This window comes from Cellulomonas sp. P2_B4 (genome assembly GCF_056404795.1).
This window is the reverse complement of record NZ_JBFUDI010000002.1, coordinates 310,396-326,550: the sequence shown is the minus strand read 5'-3', so window position 1 is coordinate 326,550 and position 16,155 is coordinate 310,396. Positions and strand designations below refer to the sequence as shown.

Annotated in this window: 13 protein-coding genes; 7 read left to right on the top strand and 6 right to left on the bottom strand. The window is 71.1% G+C overall.

The features are described from left to right. Positions 1-52 precede the first annotated feature (52 nt). Positions 53-595, top strand: a complete 543-nt coding sequence (locus AC1DZC_RS04145; RefSeq protein ID WP_477039124.1) for a DUF1269 domain-containing protein — start codon at positions 53-55, stop codon at positions 593-595. A gap of 49 nt (positions 596-644) precedes the next feature. Here AC1DZC_RS04145 and AC1DZC_RS04140 read toward each other — a convergent pair whose 3' ends face one another. After that, positions 645-2,480, bottom strand: a complete 1,836-nt coding sequence (locus tag AC1DZC_RS04140; RefSeq protein ID WP_477042359.1) for a bifunctional metallophosphatase/5'-nucleotidase — start codon at positions 2,478-2,480, stop codon at positions 645-647. Between the two features lie 170 nt (positions 2,481-2,650). Between AC1DZC_RS04140 and AC1DZC_RS04135 the strand changes: the two genes are divergently transcribed. Continuing rightward, positions 2,651-2,926: a hypothetical protein gene (locus AC1DZC_RS04135; protein WP_477039122.1), complete on the top strand. Its 276-nt coding sequence runs from the start codon at positions 2,651-2,653 to the stop codon at positions 2,924-2,926. A gap of 6 nt (positions 2,927-2,932) precedes the next feature. On the opposite strand, the gene AC1DZC_RS04130 is transcribed toward AC1DZC_RS04135, so the two are convergent. Both AC1DZC_RS04130 and AC1DZC_RS04125 read right to left on the bottom strand, forming a co-directional pair. Beyond that, positions 2,933-3,424, bottom strand: coding sequence for a MarR family winged helix-turn-helix transcriptional regulator (locus AC1DZC_RS04130; RefSeq protein ID WP_477042358.1), 492 nt, complete (start codon positions 3,422-3,424; stop codon positions 2,933-2,935). 45 nt (positions 3,425-3,469) lie between these two features. Further along, positions 3,470-4,414 (bottom strand): RNA polymerase subunit sigma-70, encoded by a 945-nt coding sequence (locus AC1DZC_RS04125; RefSeq protein WP_477042357.1) that lies wholly within the window; start codon positions 4,412-4,414, stop codon positions 3,470-3,472. Between the two features lie 78 nt (positions 4,415-4,492). On the opposite strand from AC1DZC_RS04125, the gene AC1DZC_RS04120 reads away from it, so the two are divergent. Then, positions 4,493-4,885: a nuclear transport factor 2 family protein gene (locus AC1DZC_RS04120; protein ID WP_477042356.1), complete on the top strand. Its 393-nt coding sequence runs from the start codon at positions 4,493-4,495 to the stop codon at positions 4,883-4,885. Here the strand turns inward: AC1DZC_RS04120 and AC1DZC_RS04115 are convergent. Further along, positions 4,863-5,876, bottom strand: coding sequence for a zinc-dependent alcohol dehydrogenase family protein (locus tag AC1DZC_RS04115; protein ID WP_477042355.1), 1,014 nt, complete (start codon positions 5,874-5,876; stop codon positions 4,863-4,865). The two genes, AC1DZC_RS04120 and AC1DZC_RS04115, sit on opposite strands and share 23 nt — an antisense overlap. Before the next feature lie 144 nt (positions 5,877-6,020). On the opposite strand from AC1DZC_RS04115, the gene AC1DZC_RS04110 reads away from it, so the two are divergent. Further along, on the top strand, positions 6,021-7,826 hold the full coding sequence (locus AC1DZC_RS04110) for a PKD domain-containing protein (RefSeq protein WP_477042354.1): 1,806 nt from the start codon (positions 6,021-6,023) through the stop codon (positions 7,824-7,826). 3 nt (positions 7,827-7,829) lie between these two features. Here the strand turns inward: AC1DZC_RS04110 and AC1DZC_RS04105 are convergent, their stop codons facing one another. Next, positions 7,830-8,489, bottom strand: coding sequence for a hypothetical protein (locus AC1DZC_RS04105; protein WP_477039117.1), 660 nt, complete (start codon positions 8,487-8,489; stop codon positions 7,830-7,832). Between the two features lie 70 nt (positions 8,490-8,559). Between AC1DZC_RS04105 and AC1DZC_RS04100 the strand changes: the two genes are divergently transcribed. Further along, positions 8,560-9,003: a hypothetical protein gene (locus AC1DZC_RS04100; protein ID WP_477039116.1), complete on the top strand. Its 444-nt coding sequence runs from the start codon at positions 8,560-8,562 to the stop codon at positions 9,001-9,003. 6 nt (positions 9,004-9,009) lie between these two features. Here the strand turns inward: AC1DZC_RS04100 and AC1DZC_RS04095 are convergent, their stop codons facing one another. After that, the gene (locus AC1DZC_RS04095; RefSeq protein ID WP_477042353.1) at positions 9,010-12,492 is read right to left on the bottom strand and encodes a PKD domain-containing protein; all 3,483 of its coding nucleotides are present in this window, start codon (positions 12,490-12,492) and stop codon (positions 9,010-9,012) included. 354 nt (positions 12,493-12,846) lie between these two features. On the opposite strand from AC1DZC_RS04095, the gene AC1DZC_RS04090 reads away from it, so the two are divergent. Continuing rightward, the gene (locus AC1DZC_RS04090; protein WP_477039114.1) at positions 12,847-13,239 is read left to right on the top strand and encodes a DUF7144 family membrane protein; all 393 of its coding nucleotides are present in this window, start codon (positions 12,847-12,849) and stop codon (positions 13,237-13,239) included. An 83-nt stretch (positions 13,240-13,322) separates the two neighbouring features. After that, a complete protein-coding gene (locus AC1DZC_RS04085) occupies positions 13,323-16,100 on the top strand; it encodes a cation-translocating P-type ATPase (RefSeq protein WP_477042352.1) in 2,778 nt (925 codons plus the stop codon). The last annotated feature ends 55 nt before the right edge of the window (positions 16,101-16,155 follow it).

Below are 16,155 nucleotides of genomic sequence, written 5' to 3'. Positions count from 1 at the left end.
CGGCTACAGTCGGATCGCCCGGATTCATGCACTTCACGTCAAGGAGCTACACATGTCTGAGGACAACGACATCGAGGTCGTCGCCGCCGTGAGCGACGGGGCGTACACGCTGCTCGTCGCCGACTTCGCCGACCTGGACACCGCCTGGGAGGCCTACCAGGTCCTCGAGGAGCTCGAGGACGGGCGCACCGTCGAGATCGAGGGTGTCGTCGTCGTCAAGCGCACGCAGGACGGCAAGCTCGAGGTCCAGAAGGCGACCGACCACAGCACCAAGTCGGGCCTCAAGTGGGGCATCGTCGGCGGGATCGCGCTCGGCGTGATCTTCCCGCCGTCGATCATCGGCAGCGCCGCGGTGCTGGGTGGTGCGGGTGCCGCCATCGGCAAGGTGCGCGAGCTGAAGAACAAGGGCGAGCTGGCCAAGGAGCTCGAGGACGCGATCCTGCCCGGTCACTCGGGTCTGCTCGCGCTCGTCTCCGACCCCGGCGAGGTCAAGATCCGCAAGGCGCTCGAGAAGGCCGACCGGATCGTCGAGGGCGCGATCGAGGACGTCGTCGCCCAGGACATCAAGGCCGCCGCCAAGGACGCCGACGCCTGACGGCACGACGAAGGGCGCCGCACCGGTGGGTGCGGCGCCCTTCGCGTTGTCACGGAGTGATCGTGAGCGGCGTACCGCCCGACGTCAGCTGCCAGTCGGGGTTGGTCGACGAGAACGTCGCCGGGTCGACCACCTCGTTCTGGCTCACCCAGTCGATGAGCAGCTGCCGGATCTCGACCTGCCGGTTGTAGACGACTGGTGCGCCGACGACGCCCGGGAAGTTGCCGCCGCCGGACTGCCGGTAGTTGTTGATCGCGACGACGAACTCCTGGGTGTCGGTGACCGGCACCCCGCCGTAGGCGAGCCCGGTGATGCGGCTGCCGACGGGCTGCGCGAGGTCGATGTCGTAGGTCAGCGGCTGGTCCAGCCCGCCCATGACGTCGTAGTTGTAGTCGGGGGTGCCGTTCGGCGCCGTGGCCGTGGGCGCGTTGGTGAGGTCGGCCGCGGCGTAGGTGCCCGGTGCGGCGGCCGGCTTGAAGTACTCCGCCGACTTCTCGAGGTACGCCTTGACCTGGGCGCCCGTGAGCTTGATGCCCAGGAGCGTGTTGTCGTAGATGTACAGGCCCGCGATGTCGCGGACCGAGACGTCGCCGGCGGGGATGGCGGCGTCCTTGTTGAACGGCGCCGCGATGGACAGGACCGGAAGGTCGGCGTCGGCCCCGGTCAGCTCGGCCTTCACCGCCCCGGCCTGGACGTAGTTGATGAAGTCGAGCGCCGCGGTGTCCTCGTAGCGTGCGGTCGCCGCGGACATGGACTCGGTAGCCGTGCCGATGACGCCGTTGACGTAGGAGACGACCTTGGCCTGGTCGGCGCTCAGCATCTGCACGATCTTCGGGTCCTCGGGCACCGTGTTCGTGTTGAGCACCTGGGCGCCGACCGACTGCACGGACCAGCGTCCGCGCGCGAACGACAGGTCGATGTCGAACACCGACAGGCGCTCGCCCCACTTGAGCGGCTCGGAGAGGACGACGGGCTTGCCGGTGGCGGTGTTGGTCACGACGCGCTGTGCGATCTCCTGGTGCGCGTGGCCGACCAGGATCGCGTCGATGCCGGGCACCTGCTGGGCCACGAGCGTCGCGGCGTTCTCCGGGAACGGCAGCGTGTCGCCGTACGAGCTGGACGTGTCGGCACCCGAGTGCGCGGCGACGACCACGACGTCGGCCCCGCGGCGCTTCATCTCGGGCACGTACCGGGAGGCCTGCTCGACGAGCCCGTCGAAGTGCATCTTGCCCTCGACGTTGGCCTTGTCCCAGATCGCGATGCCCGGGTTGGTGAGCCCGAGGATGCCGACCTTGATCGGCTTGCCGTGCGGGGGCTTGACGGTCTTGATGACGTACGGCTCGAACGCCGGCCGGCCGGTCCCGTCGTCCAGCGCGTTCGCGGCCAGCAGCGGGAAGTCGAGCTGCTTCTCGAACGTCCGCAGGTACGGGATGCCGTAGTTGAACTCGTGGTTGCCGACGGCCGCGGCGTCGTAGCCGATGGCGTTCATCGCGGCTGCCATCGGGTGCTCGGTGCGCTTCGAGATCGGCTCGATCTTGGCGTAGTAGTAGGCGAGCGACGTGCCCTGGATGGTGTCGCCGGCGTCGATCAGGAGGGTGTTGCGCTTCCCCTTCTCGCCGCGGACCTGGTTCACGAGGGTCGAGACCTTGGCCAGCCCGACGTCGTTGTGGGCGCTGTCGTCGTACTCGGCGTTCTTGAAGTAGTCCCAGTTCAACGCGCTGCCGTGCAGGTCCGTCGTGCCCATGACCGTCAGGTGGTAGTCGTCGGAACCGCCGTGCCCTCGCCCGTCGGCCTGATCGCCGGCGGTGGCCGGTGAGGCGAGCGCGACGACCAGCGTTGCCGCTGCCGCGACCACCCCGGCCCCCAGACCTGTTCTGATACCCATCTCGGATTCCCTCCTGTGCATCGACTGTGCACCGGGTTGCGGTGCGTCGCGCACGGTATCCCGATCGGGTGAAGGAGACATCTCGGGGCGATCGGGTGGATCCAGAGTTCTGCCGCAGTTCGCCCGGCGGTCGCATTCCCCCGTCCGAGTGACGCGAGAACACTGGTGACATGGCACCGATCCCGACCCCGCCGCCGCCGAGCTGCCCGATCAGCTGGCAGCCCCAGGCGCTCGCGCCCGTCTTCTGGGGAGCGCGGTCGCTGGGTCCGGCCGACGGGGCGCCGGTCGACCTGCGCATCTTCTTCCCCAGTCTCGACCGCGCCGTCGAGTCCGCGCCGCTGCTCGCCGGGTGCTCGACGGGTCGCGCACGACGAGCCGCGGGACGACGCCGTGAGCGTCCAGCCCCCGGGCGACGAGCCCGCCGACGGTGCCCGTCGCGCCGGTGACCGCGATCAGGAGCGCCCGTCGTCGGGCTGGGCCAGCAGGTGGTCCGGGTCCAGCCGGCTCAGGATGCGCGCGGTGATCCGGTCGAGGTCGGCGACGTCGGCATCGCTGAGCGGATCGATGACCAGGTTCTTCACGGTGGCGACGTGCCCCGGGGCGGCGTCGACGACCATCCTCCAGCCCTGCTCGGTCAGCACGGCGTTCGTCGCACGCCGGTCCTGCGCGCAGGGTTCGCGACGGATGAGCCCGCGCTTCTCCAACCGCGACACGACGTGCGACAGGCGGGCGAGCGTCGCGTTCGTGCGCGCCGCGAGGGCGGTCATGCGCAGGGTGCGCGCGGGCGCCTCGGAGAGCATCGCGAGCGTGAAGTACTCGAAGTGGCTGAGGTCCGCGTCGCGCTGGAGCTGCGACTCGAGCGATCCCGGCAGCAGCTCGACCACCGCGATGAGCTGCTTCCAGGCGTGCAGCTGCTCGGCGGTGAGCCAGCGGTCGTCGTCCACGAGATCGACCCTACCCGTTACTTGACGCTACAAGCATTCGTCGCCTCAGGCCGGCGTCGCGACGGGCAGGTCGAACGGGCGCCAGAGGTGATCGTCGAGGAACCGCGTCACGGCCTCGACCCGGTCGCCGGCGAGCGTGAGGACGAGCAGCCCGCCCCACGCGCCGCCGAGGTAGCAGCCGAACGCGGGCTGGCCGTTCGCCGTGGTGGGCAGAAGGGTCAGGTCCCCGTTGCCCGGCCAGCCCCAGCTCGCCGCCAGGAACGCCGCGATGTCGTCGGCCCCGCGGTACTCGTGCGGTGCGGGCGGCATCGACCAGGTCGCGTGCTCGGCGAGCAGCGCGACGACGCCCTCGATGTCGCGGGCGACGAAGGCCGTCGCGAACCGGGCGGCCAGCGCGTCCGCCGCGATGCTCGGCGGGGTCGCGACGGGCCGTGACGCGAGCGTGGCGCGACCGCGCTGCAGCAGGCCCTTCACCGCGAGCGGCGTGGTGTCGAGGATGCCGGCGACCTCGTCGAGCGAGAAGTCGAGCACGTCGCAGAGCACGACGGCGGCGAGCTGACGGGGCGGAAGGTGCTGCAGCGCGACGACGAAGGCCAGCGAGACCTCCTCCCGGGCGTCGTGGCGGCTCGTCGGGTCGGTGTCGACCCACGACGTCGGGCACGGCTGGAGCCAGGTGATCTCTGCGCGGCTCGTCGGCTCGGGCACGTCGAACGGTGGCACCGGCACGGCCGGCCGGCGGCTCCCGGCACGCAGCACGTTCAGGCAGGTCCGGGTCGCGACCTGGTACAGCCACGTGCGCAGCGAGGAGCGCCCCTCGAACCGGGGGAGCCCGCGCCACGCCGCCAGCAGCACGTCCTGCAGGGCGTCCTCGGCGTCGGTCGCGGAGCCCAGGATGCGGTAGCAGTGCAGGCGCAGCTCACGTAGGTACGGCGCGACGAGCGCGGCGAAGTCCGCGTCGTGATCAGGTCCCACCTCGACGGTCGACGCCATGCCGCGAGTATCCGCGTTCCGTCCGACACCCGCGCGGTGTCTACACCTGCGTCGGCTCGATCACGAAGGAGGCCCGTCATGGGCAAGGCCACGGGCAAGGCACTGCAGACATCGTCGGCGTACTTCGCCGCCTGGACGGCCGGGGACCTCGACGCGGCGATGGCGTACGTCAGCCCGGACGTCGTGGTGGTCGCTCCACCGGGTCGCCTCGAGGGCGCGGAACGGCTCCGCGCGTTCATGGAGCCGTTCGCGCGGACCGTCCTCTCGTCGGCGATCCTGTCGGCGTTCGGGGACGACGAGGTCGCGGTCCTCTACTACGACACGTCGACCGTGCTGGTCGCGTCCGCGCCCGGGGCCGAGCGGCACACGGTGGTGGACGGACTGATCACCGAGGTGCGCATCGTGTTCGACCGGCTCCCGTTCGAGCAGGCGCGAGCCGCCGCCGCAGTCACGGCCGCAGCAGCACCTTGATGGCCCGCCGCTCGTCCATCGCCCGGTAGGCCTCGGCCACCTCGGCCAGGGGGAGCGTCAGGTCGAAGACCTTCCCCGGGTCGATCTGCCGCCGCCACACGAGGTCGATCAGGTGCGGCAGGTAGGCGCGCACGGGCGCCGGGCCGCCGCGGATGCCCTTGTTCTGCCAGAACAGCTGGTCGGTCGGGATGTCGCCGTGGGGGACGCCGACCAGCCCGATCATGGCGCCGGGCCGGGCGCTGTCGATCGCCTGCACGCGCGCCTCCTGCGTCCCGACGCACTCCAGCACCGCGTCGGCGCCGATGCCGTCGGTGAGCTCGCGGACCTGGGCGAGCCCCTCCTCGCCGCGATCGGCGATGACGTGGGTCGCGCCGAACTCCCTGGCGAGCTGCTGGCGCGGCTCGTGCCGGCTCATCGCGATGATGGTCGTCGCGCCGAGCTCGGCCGAGGCCAGCACCCCACTGAGCCCGACTGCGCCGTCCCCGACGACCACCACGCTCATCCCCGGCCCGACGCCGGCGCTGACCGCGGCGTGCCAGCCCGTGCACATGACGTCCGAGAGGGAGAGCAGGCTCGGGATCAGGTCGGCGTCCGGCTGCCCGGGTGTCGCGATGAGCGTGCCGTCGGCGTCCGGGATGCGGATGAGCTCGGCCTGGCACCCGTCGTAGCCGCCTCCGTGCAGGCACGCCGAGTGCATCCCCTTGCGGCACACGGCGCACGTGTTGTCGCTGTGCAGGAAGCCGCCGACGACGAAGTCGCCCGGCTGCACGGTCGTCACGGCGGCGCCGACCTGCTCGACGACGCCGACGTACTCGTGCCCGATCGGCGTCGGCTTCGGCACGTCGGAGATGCCCCGGTAGCGCCACAGGTCCGACCCGCACACGCAGGCCGCGACGGTGCGGACGACGGCGTCCGTGGGTTCGACGACGACGGGGTCGGGCCGCTCCTCCAAGCGCACGTCGCCAGGTCCGTAGATGATCGCTCCTCGCATGCCACCAGCGAATCACGCCCGGTCCGCCCGCGGCAGTTACTGCCAGTACCTCCCAATCCTGCGGAATTGGCCCGGGCTGCCGATGGGACATGACGGGCGTTCCGCCGAGCGCCCGACACGTCGCCGTCCCGGGAGCTCGATCGCATGCCGTTCCGCCCGCTCGTCACCCTCGCCGCTCTCGGCGCCGTCCTGGCGGGGGTGCTCCTGGCGCCGTCCGCGGCCGCAGACGGTCCGGACCCGCTGCGGTCGGACCCGCGCGGCATCCTGCTCGGCGCGCACGTCACGACGGGGACGCAGCCCGATGCCGAGTCGGCGATCACGGCGTTCGAGGGCACGCTCGACCGGCGTCTCGACGTCGAGCGCTGGTACTCGCGGTGGGACGACGTCCAGCCGGTCACACCGGTGGCGCAGGCCGTCGCGCGCGGCCGGACGCCGCTCCTGTCCATCTGGCCGAAGAAGAAGGACGACACCATCGTCACGTGGGCCGCGATCGCGCGCGGGGACGCCGACGCGCAGATCCGTGCCCAGGCGACCGGCATCGCCTCGCTCGGCGTCCCGGTGTACGTCGCGTTCCACCAGGAGATGGACACCTCGAGCTCGTGGGGCACGCCCACCGAGTTCCGGGCCGCCTGGCGGCACTACGTCGAGGTGTCCCGGGCGGCGGGCGCGACCAACGCACTCTGGACCTGGGTCACGACGACCGGCAGCTACGGGCTCGTCTCCACCGCGGGCGCCGACGCCTACTACCCCGGTGACGACGTGGTCGACCGGGTGGGCCTCAACGCCTACAACTGGAACGCCTGCTCCGTGAACAAGATCAAGGACTGGCGCTCGCTCGAGACGATCACCGCCGCCTTCCGGACGTGGGCGAAGGCCCGCGGGAAGACCCCCGTGCTCGCCGAGTTCGGGACGGTCGAGGACGCCGCCGACCCCGGTCGCAAGGCCGCCTGGCTCACCGACGCGTTCGCCCTCTTCCGTTCGTGGCCCGAGCTCGAGGCGGCCGTCTACTACCAGGGCACCGGGACCTGCCCGTGGTCGGTGACGACCTCGACCGCGGCGACGTCCGCCTTCGCCGGGGCGGCGTCGGCGCCGACCGCCCACGGCCGCCCCGAGGCCTGGCTCATCCCGTCGACCAGGCTCGGCGGCGCACCCCTGGCGGTGTCCTTCGACATGTCCCGCAGCACCGGAGCCTCCTCGACCAACCGCTCGGGTGTCGTGCGCTGGCAGCTCGACCCGGGCGACGGCACCCCGGTGCTCTCCGGGACGGGCCAGCCCGGCAAGGTGTCGCACACCTATGCGGCGGGCAGCTGGACTCCCCGCCTGACGGTCACCGACGCGTCCGGCGCGACCGCGACCGACTCACGTCCGGTCCGCTCCGCGCCGAAGCCGACCGTCACGGCGGGGGAGCGCGACGTGACGAGCGCGTCCGCGACCCTGCAGACGTGGGTCGGTTCGCAGGGGCTGGCCGCGACGGTGCGGATCGCGTGGACCTCGTCGGCCGGGGGCGGCTCGGCGGACCTGGCCGTCGGCGCGCAGACCTCGACGCAGAAGCTCACGCAGGCGGTCTCCGGTCTTGCGCCGGGCACCACGTACACCTGGACCGTGACGGCGACGAGCGCGGCCGGGACGACCGTGCTCAGCCGCACGTTCCACACGCAGGCGCCGCCGTCGGTCCGCGCCGCACCCGCGATCGACCTCGCCCGCACCGCGGGCACGGTCAAGCTGCGCGTCACGCCCCACATGCTCGCGACGACCTCCTGGGTCGAGTGGGGACCGTCGTTCGCCCACCGCACGGCCGAGGTGCCGATGTCCGCGGTCTCCTACGAGTGCGGCTCGACGGCACGACTCACCGGACTCAGCCCGAAGACCACGTACGCGTACCGGGTGGTCGCCCGCAACGCGCTCGGCACCACGTACGGCCCGACGCAGACGCTGGTCACCACGTCGTGAGGCTCACGTCATGATGTTGACGGCGCGAGCGAGCACCACGGCGAACGTGGCGAGCGAGACGAACGACTCCCAGACCATCAGCATCTTGGCGGTCCGGCTCAGGGGCATCGTGTCCGTCGGCGAGAACGCGACGAGGTTGGTGATCGCGAGGTAGAGGTAGTCCAGGAACCGCGGCTGCCAGCTGTCGAACTGGTCCGAGTACTCGCGGATCGCGTCCTGCGTGAACCAGAACGACATCCGCTCGGGGTCCGGCAGGGCGCGACCGTTCGGCCCGCCGCGGTCGAGCTGCCAGAACAGCAGCCCGAACCCGACCGTGAGCACCACGAGGATCTGGACGCCCTCCGAGAAGAGCTGCTGGACGCTGACCGGGTCGACGTCGATCACGTCGGCGATGAGAAGCGCCGCGGAGCTCGTGGCCGAGATCGCGAGCACCAGGGCGAGTGCGTAGCGCAGCACGCCCGCTCGGCGGCGTTCCGCGACGAGCACCCCGTCGACGATGACGAGCGCGACGCAGAGCGCGACCTCGACGGTCGGCACGAGCAGGGGTGGCCCGAGCACGATGCGGTCGCGCATCAGGACCTGGGCGAGCACGGCGACGGCGACCGCGCTCAGGGGTGCGAGGCGCGTGCCGAGCGTCGGATAGGGCGTGGGCGGCTCGGTCACCCCGCCAGCCTCCCACTCCGACGCCGCCGGCCCGCCATGGTGCGAGCGCCGAGCACGTTAGCCTCCGGGCATGAGCACCCTTGACGAGGTCGGCGAGCGCGACGGCTGGCGATGCTGGCTGTGCGACGAGCCGGTCGACCCGGACGCGTCCGTGAACTCCGACCGCGGTCCGAGCATCGACGGGGGAGCGACGCCCAAGGGCAAGAAGCCGGTCCCGGGGTCGGAGCGGCTCGCGCACCGTGCGTGCAACACGCGCAAGGGAGCGGTCAAGCCGGTCGTGGCCTGGTCGCCGTCGCTGTTCGTCGTCGAGCCCGCACCGATCGTGTCCACCGTCGAGCGCCTGACGCGCAAGGGCGGCCGCGAGGTCGTGGGTCGGTGCCCCACCCGTGCCGACGGCGACGAGGCCGCCGCGTGGCTCGAGGACCGTCTCTCCCGGTTCGCGCCGGACCTGCGGGTCGCGGCCGACGTCGAACCGGGAGGCGGTCAGTTCCTGCTCGTGCTGCGCACGCTCTGAGGGCTCCTACGGGATCGGGTTGACCCGCAGGTTGTCGAACGCCGAGACGATCGGCCCGTTGGTCACCGACCCGCCGACGTACGTCGACAGGGCGAACGAGCCAGGAACCTGCAGACCGTCCGTCGAGTCGGTCATCGTCGCGTTCCAGGCGGCGGGCTCGGGCTGCGCGGCGGGCCAGATCTTCGCCCGGACCGTCGTCGGGGACGTCCCCTGCACCTGGACCCGGACCTGGAGCTGGTCGCCCGCGGCGAAGGTCAGTCCAGCGACCGTCCCACCCGCGACCGGCGTGCCGTTGCCACGCGTCACATGCAGCTGGACCGTGCCGTTCGCCTGCAGCGCGACACGTGCACCGTAGAAGTTCGTCGGTGCGGCGCGGCGCGCCTGGACGCTCAGCCACACGTACGACCCGGTCGGCGCCTTGTCGGCGCTGAGGGTGAGCGTCGTGTCGCTCGTCGTGGTCGAGACCGCGTCGAGGGTCGACGTGGCCGTCTGCCCCGCTGCGAGCGTGTGCAGCCCGCGCTGTCCGGCGACCGAGTAGCGGCTGGCCGTCGTCGCGGCCGCCCAGCTGCCGCCGAAGTCCGCCGGACCCCAGCCGTTCGACACGGTGCGACCGAAGTCGTCGACCACGAACGCCTGACCGGGGTCGGGCGGTGCCACGACGGTCACGTCGCGCGTGGTCGAGGCGGTCGCGCCCTGGTTGTCCGTCACCGTGAGGGTGATCGTGTAGGTGCCGGCCGTGGCGTACGTGTGGCTCGCCGGGTTTCCGGTCGACGTGCCGCCGTCGCCGAAGTTCCAGGCGTAGCCGGTCACCGATCCGTCCGGGTCGCTCGAGGCCGCGCCGTCCACCGACACCCCGAGCCCGTTGCTCGATGCCGTGAACGACGCCGTCGGGCTCTGGTTGGCAGGCGGCGTCGCCGTGACCTGCCGTGTCGTCGTGCCCGTGGCTCCAAGGTTGTCGGTCACCGTCAGCGTCACGGTGTAGGTGCCCGCGGTCGCGTAGGTGTGGTTGGCCGTGACCCCGGTGCCCGTGGTGCCGTCGCCGAACGCCCACGAGTACCCGACGACGGTGCCGTCCGGGTCCGTCGAGGCCGACGCGTTGAGGGCGACCGACATCAGCGACGGGGTCGCGGTGAACGAGGCGACCGGGCTCTGGTTGGACGGCGGCACGGCACTGCGTGCGACGAAGTGCGCCGAGACCGAACCTGCGCTGAGCACCCGGTTGTACACGGCGACCTCGTCGAGGTCCCCGTTGAGGTAGTCGCTGGTCGGCCGGTTCGGGAAGTTGGTCAGCCGGTCGCCACCGACGCGCCAGTAGCCCCAGATGTTGCGCAGGTAGACCACGTCGGTGCGCTGAGCGACCTGTACCCCGTCGACGTAGAGCCGCATGGCGCCGGCGCCGTACGTGCCGACCACGTGGTGCCAGGCGTTGTTGTTGAACCCCGTGCCGCTGTTGACGGTCATGATCGCGGAGCTCTGGACGCCGAAGAAGACGCGGCCGCTGTTGTCGAGGTACAGCGTGCGGTCGGCCTGCGAGGAGGTCCCGTTCGCGCTGTTGCCCCATCCGACGATCCGGCCGCCGCGGTTGGACGACGTCTTCACCCAGGCCTCGACCGAGAAGACGTCGGGGGCGTTGCCCACGGCATCGGTCGTCGAGAAGTAACCGGTGGACGTCCCGCTGAACCTCGACGCGGTGTTCGTGTCGTTCAGCAGCGCCCCGGGCACGTTGCGGGTCACGCCTGCCGCGGCGGTCGCCGGCAGGAAGCCCGTGGTGTCGTTCACGGCGGTCCCGGAGGGCTCGCCGAGCCGCCAGTAGGCGAACGGTCCGTCGTTCAGGACGGTGCGGGCGTAGGTCGACGGGGTTCCGTCGGACGCGACGGTCACGGTGATCCAGTTGGACCGTGCGACGTTGCCGAAGGGGTCGCTCGCCACGATCCGGTACCTCTGCGAGGAGCCGGGCACCTGTCCCGAGTCCCGGAAGCTCATCGCCTGGGGCTTCCAGAACGGTGTGGTCACGGTCGACGTGTAGATCGCCGGGTTGGACTCAGAGGCGCGGTACAGGTTGTAGGTCAGCGTCTCGTTGTCACGGTCCCAGTTGGTCTGCCACGTCAGCTGGACGCTCCCGGGTCCGTCGGGCGTCGCGACGAGCGGGAAGCCCTGTGCCGTGGACTCGGGGCCGACGGCGTTCGGGGCGCTCGACGACGGGGCGAACCGGACGAGGCCCTGCTGCGGGACGCCGTTGACCTCGGTGAACTCGCCGCCGTACAGGACGTACGAGCCCGAGCCGGTGACGGTCCAGGGTCCCTGCGACTTGCCGGTGAACGTGCCCGCGTTGATGTCGGGGTACCAGTTCAGGAGGGCCGGCGCCGGCAGGCCGCGGTGGTCGGCGTACCCGTTGTACTCCGGCGTGATGACGCCCATGGCCGCCTTGGACAGCGCGGTGCCGCGGTGGAACTGCCACGGCGTCGTCTGCGGGAAGCCACCGATGTTGCCGCAGAAGTGCTTGTGGCTGGCCGCGTAGACCGCGTCGCCGACCGGGTAGGCCGAGTACGTGTCGCCGTGGCAGTCCTCCATCCACGTGAGGTTCGCCGTGGCCCAGTCGGCCGCGAACGTCCCCTCGAAGTTCCCGCCGCCACCGAACGTGAAGCCGGTGCCGTAGAAGCTGGTCGCGTCGCTCTCCAGGTCCAGGATCGCGGCGTTGTTGCCCCCGTTGCGCACGAGCGTGTTGACGGGCATGGGAAGCGAGGCGCCGGTGCTCGCGTTCAGCCGCGCGAGCCCGTAGCCCGGGCTGCCGGAGCCGTTCATCGTGGTGAACCCACCACCGACGACCACCGTGCCGCCGTCGGGCGACACGGTCAGGGCCTGGATGCCACCGCCGGCGGGGGTCGCCGCGAAGGGCAGGGTCGCGGCGTCGGACGCACGCAGCGACGCGAGGTTCGACTTGGCCACGCCGTTCACGCTGGTGAACGAACCGCCGATGAAGACCGCGTCGCCGACGGCGTCGATCGCGGAGACCGGGGCGTTGATGGTCGGCTTGAAGGTGGTCAGCAGTGCGCCGGTCGCGGTGCTGAATGCGGCGACCCGGTACCGGTTGGCGCCGTTGACGGTGGTGAACTGCCCGGCGACGTACAGCACGGTGCCGTCCGGGGAGGCGGCGAGGTCCTTGACCTGCGCGTTGAGCACCGGAGCGAACGGCAGGAGTGCGCCCGTCGTGAGGTCGTACGACATCAGGTAGGTGCGCGGCGACTCGTTGGTGCCGGCCGGCGAGCCCGGCGGACGGGCCGACGAGAAGTCGCCGCCGACGAACACGGTGCTGCCGATCACCTGCTGCTTCCAGACGACGCCGTTGATCTGCGCCGTCGGCAGCGGGTCGGCGGAGACGGTTGCCGGCAGCGACGGGTCGGACGGCGCCGTGTCGGCCTGAGCGCTCGGCACGGTCGCGCCGACGCACAGGACCGCCGCGACGGTGACGAGGGCGACGCGTGTACGCAACCTGCCGAGTGCAACCATGATCAGACTCCGATGCCGGGGGACCGCCCACCCGCCGCGGGGCGTACAGCGACGTGGGCGCAATACGGACAATTGTCACAGTTCCGGCAAGCGCGGGACGGGTGAATTCGGGGTCCGTGGGCCGAACGAGCGAAGCCGAGCGGCGTTCTTCACCCATCGGTGGTGCCCGGAAGGGTTGCGCAGCGCGGTTCGGGCGCCGAAATCCCGGAGCGCCAGCGCGCCTCTGGCTTTGACCTGCGGTTTCGGCAATGATCCGATTCGGGGCACTTGCTCCGGTTGCTCGAGACAGCGAGGCGACACCGCCTCGCGACGACGCGCCCGCGAAGGGGACCGACCATGAGCACGCAACGCAGCGGTCTGGCAGTCGGCATGACGATGTTCGCCGCGACGATGATGATCCTCATCGGCCTCTTCCAGGCCATGCAGGGGCTCGTCGCGCTCGTCAACGACTCGTTCTACGTGGTCGGCCAGAAATGGGTCTTCACGTTCGACGTCACGACGTGGGGGTGGATCCACCTCATCCTCGGCATCCTGATCGGTCTGGCCGGCGTCTTCATCCTCATGGGCCAGGTGTGGGCCCGCGTCGTCGGCGTGATCGTCGCGACCTTCAGTGCCGTCGTGAACTTCGCGTGGCTCCCGTACTACCCCGTCTGGGGCGTCATCGTCATCGCGCTCGACGTGTTCGTGATCTGGGCGCTCACCGTGCACGGACGCGACGTCACGAGCTGACCGCTGCGGTACACCCTTTGTCGACTTCGCCGCGCTAGCGTGGCGAGGGAGTTGAACCGCCAGCAAAACCGATGGGAGTCCTCGTGACACCGACCTCTGCACCGACGTCGATCGCGACGGCGGAGACCGAGCCGACGAGATGGTGGGCTCGCACGCCGGAGGAGGCCACCACCGAGCTGGGGAGCAACCTCGAGACCGGACTCACCGCCGCCGAGGTCGCCGAACGGCAGGCGCGGTACGGCCCGAACACCCTGACCGCGCAGGCGCCGCCGTCGCTCTGGGCGGTGCTGCTCCAGCAGGTGCGCGACCCCATGAACATCATGCTGGTCGCGGTCGCGGTGGTGAGCGCCGCCATCGGGCAGGGCTCGACCGCGCTGATCGTCGGGTTCCTGGTCGTGCTGAACGTCGTCATCGGCGCACGCCAGGAGATGCTCGCCCGCAAGAGCGTCGACGCGCTGGCGACCATGCAGGAGCCGCAGTCACGCGTGCGCCGCGACGGGGTGCTCGTCCAGATCCCGGCCCACGACCTGGTGCCCGGGGACGTCGTGGAGCTGGAGGCCGGCGACATCGTGCCGGCGGACGGGCGGCTCGTGCGCACGGCCACGATGGAGACGCAGGAGGCGGCACTCACGGGGGAGAGCGCGCCGATCGGCAAGGAGGTCCTGCCGCTCGCCGACGACGAGGTCCCGTTGGGCGACCGCGCCAACATGGCGTTCCAGAACACCTCGGTCACGCGCGGCACGGGAACGATGCTCGTCACGGCCACGGGCATGACCACGCAGATCGGCAACATCGCGACGCTGCTGTCGTCGGTCGAGAAGACCAAGTCGCCCCTGCAGCGCGAGCTCGACAAGCTCACCAAGGTGCTCGGCGCGATCGCCTGGAGCGCCGTCACCGTGATCGTGCTCATCGGCATCCTGCGCGGCGAGTCCCTGAGCGACCTGCTGTTCCTGGCGACGGCCGTGGCGATCTCGGCGATCCCGACGGGCCTGCCCACGTTCGTGCAGGCGATGCTCGCGTACGGGGCACGGCAGCTCGCGGACGCCAAGGCGGTCGTCGCCAACCTCAACGACGTCGAGACGCTCGGCGCGACGAGCTCGATCAACTCGGACAAGACCGGGACCCTGACCCTCAACGAGATGACGGTGACCGCGCTGTACACGGTCGGCCAGCACTTCGTCGTCGAGGGCACCGGCTACGGCAAGACCGGCAGGATCCTCGGTGCGGCGGGCGGCGAGGTCCCCGACCTGACCCCGCTCGCCTACGGCCTCTGCCTGGCCAGCGACGCGACCGTGTCCGACGACGGCGCCGTGATCGGCGACCCGACGGAGGCAGCGCTGGTGGTGCTGGCCGCGAAGGTCGGCATCGACGCCGAGGAGAGCCGTCGCACCTACCCGCGCGTGGCCTCGGTGCCGTTCGACTCCGCCTACAAGTTCATGGCGACGACGCAGTGGCTGCCCTGGCGCGGTGATCGCACCCTCGTCGAGGTGGTCAAGGGCGGCCCCGACGTCGTCCTGCAGCGCTGCACCAAGGCGCTGTCCGGCCCGGGCGAGGTCGTCGACATCGAGACGATGCGCGCCGACATCGAGGCCGAGATGGAGCGGCTCGCCCAGAAGGGGCTGCGCACGCTCGCGTTCGCGACGCGCTTCCTCACGCCGGCCGACGAGGCTCCGCTCACGGCCGACCCGATGTCCTACGTCGAGGACCTCATCTTCGTCGGGCTCGTCGGCATCGTCGACCCGCTGCGCCCGACGGCCAAGATCGCCGTCGAGCTCGCGCTCAAGGCCGGCATCGAGGTCCGCATGATCACCGGCGACCACGCCGTCACGGCGAGCGCGATCGGTGCCGAGCTCGGGCTGGGCCCGGGCGCGATCAGCGGTCCGGAGCTGGCCAGGCTCACCGACGAGGAGCTGCTCGAGCAGCTGCCGAACCTGCACGTCTTCGGCCGGGTCACCCCGGAGGACAAGCTGCGGCTCGTCCAGCTCATGCAGAAGCAAGGGCTGGTCGTCGCCATGACCGGCGACGCCGTCAACGACGCTGCCGCCATCAAGCAGGCGGACATCGGCGTCGCGATGGGCTCCGGCAGCGAGGTCACGAAGCAGGCCGCTCGACTGGTCCTGACCGACGACAACTTCAGCACGCTGGTGCACGCGGTCGAGCTGGGCCGCAGCATCTACCAGAAGATCACCGCGTACATCCGGTTCCAGATGAGCCAGCTCATCGGGCTGGTGCTGCTCTTCCTCGCGGCGAGCGTGTTCGACATCGCGGACGGCGTCGCGATGACGCCGATGATGGTGCTGTTCCTCAACTTCTTCGTCTGCGTCTTCCCGGTGATCGCGATCATGCTCGACCCGGTCGGGCCCGGGATCATGGACCGCGTCCCCCGCGACCCCAAGGTCGGCATCAGCAACGGCCGGGCCGTGAGCCGCTGGATCCTCTACGGCACGGTCCTGTGCGTCTCGTCCGGGCTCCCGCTCGTGCTCGGGCCGGACACCCCGACCCCCGACCACGCGACCGCGTCGATGACGATGGCGTTCGTCGTCATGGGCCTCGGGTCGGTGCTGTCCGGCCTGGTCCTGCGCCGCGAGCCCGACTCCGGGCTGGCCGCGCCGTTGCTGACCGCCATCAAGGTGCTCTCGGCCCCGATCATCCTCATCGTGCTGGCCACCGAGCTGGACTTCCTGCAGGGCTGGCTGACCACCCAGTCGCTGACGGGAGACCAGTGGCTGGTGGCCCTGGGCCTCGCGCTCCTGCTGCCGCTCGTCGCCGAGATCGACAAGGTGATCATGCGGCGCCGCGCCGCGACGCCGACCGTCCTTGCGACGCAGGACGCGGTCGTCCCCGCCCGCGCTCGTGTCTGAGGGACGCTCGGCCGACCCGGCGGGGTCCGGGCTGCGCGCGACGGACTGAGCGGTA

Excerpts from the sequence above, each read along its gene's own strand:
- AC1DZC_RS04145 (WP_477039124.1), top strand. The coding sequence starts at position 53 with ATGTCTGAGGACAACGACATCGAGGTCGTCGCCGCCGTGAGCGACGGG.
- AC1DZC_RS04140 (WP_477042359.1), bottom strand. The coding sequence starts at position 2,480 with ATGGGTATCAGAACAGGTCTGGGGGCCGGGGTGGTCGCGGCAGCGGCA.
- AC1DZC_RS04135 (WP_477039122.1), top strand. The coding sequence starts at position 2,651 with ATGGCACCGATCCCGACCCCGCCGCCGCCGAGCTGCCCGATCAGCTGG.
- AC1DZC_RS04125 (WP_477042357.1), bottom strand. The coding sequence starts at position 4,414 with ATGGCGTCGACCGTCGAGGTGGGACCTGATCACGACGCGGACTTCGCC.
- AC1DZC_RS04120 (WP_477042356.1), top strand. The coding sequence starts at position 4,493 with ATGGGCAAGGCCACGGGCAAGGCACTGCAGACATCGTCGGCGTACTTC.
- AC1DZC_RS04115 (WP_477042355.1), bottom strand. The coding sequence starts at position 5,876 with ATGCGAGGAGCGATCATCTACGGACCTGGCGACGTGCGCTTGGAGGAG.
- AC1DZC_RS04110 (WP_477042354.1), top strand. The coding sequence starts at position 6,021 with ATGCCGTTCCGCCCGCTCGTCACCCTCGCCGCTCTCGGCGCCGTCCTG.
- AC1DZC_RS04100 (WP_477039116.1), top strand. The coding sequence starts at position 8,560 with ATGAGCACCCTTGACGAGGTCGGCGAGCGCGACGGCTGGCGATGCTGG.
- AC1DZC_RS04090 (WP_477039114.1), top strand. The coding sequence starts at position 12,847 with ATGAGCACGCAACGCAGCGGTCTGGCAGTCGGCATGACGATGTTCGCC.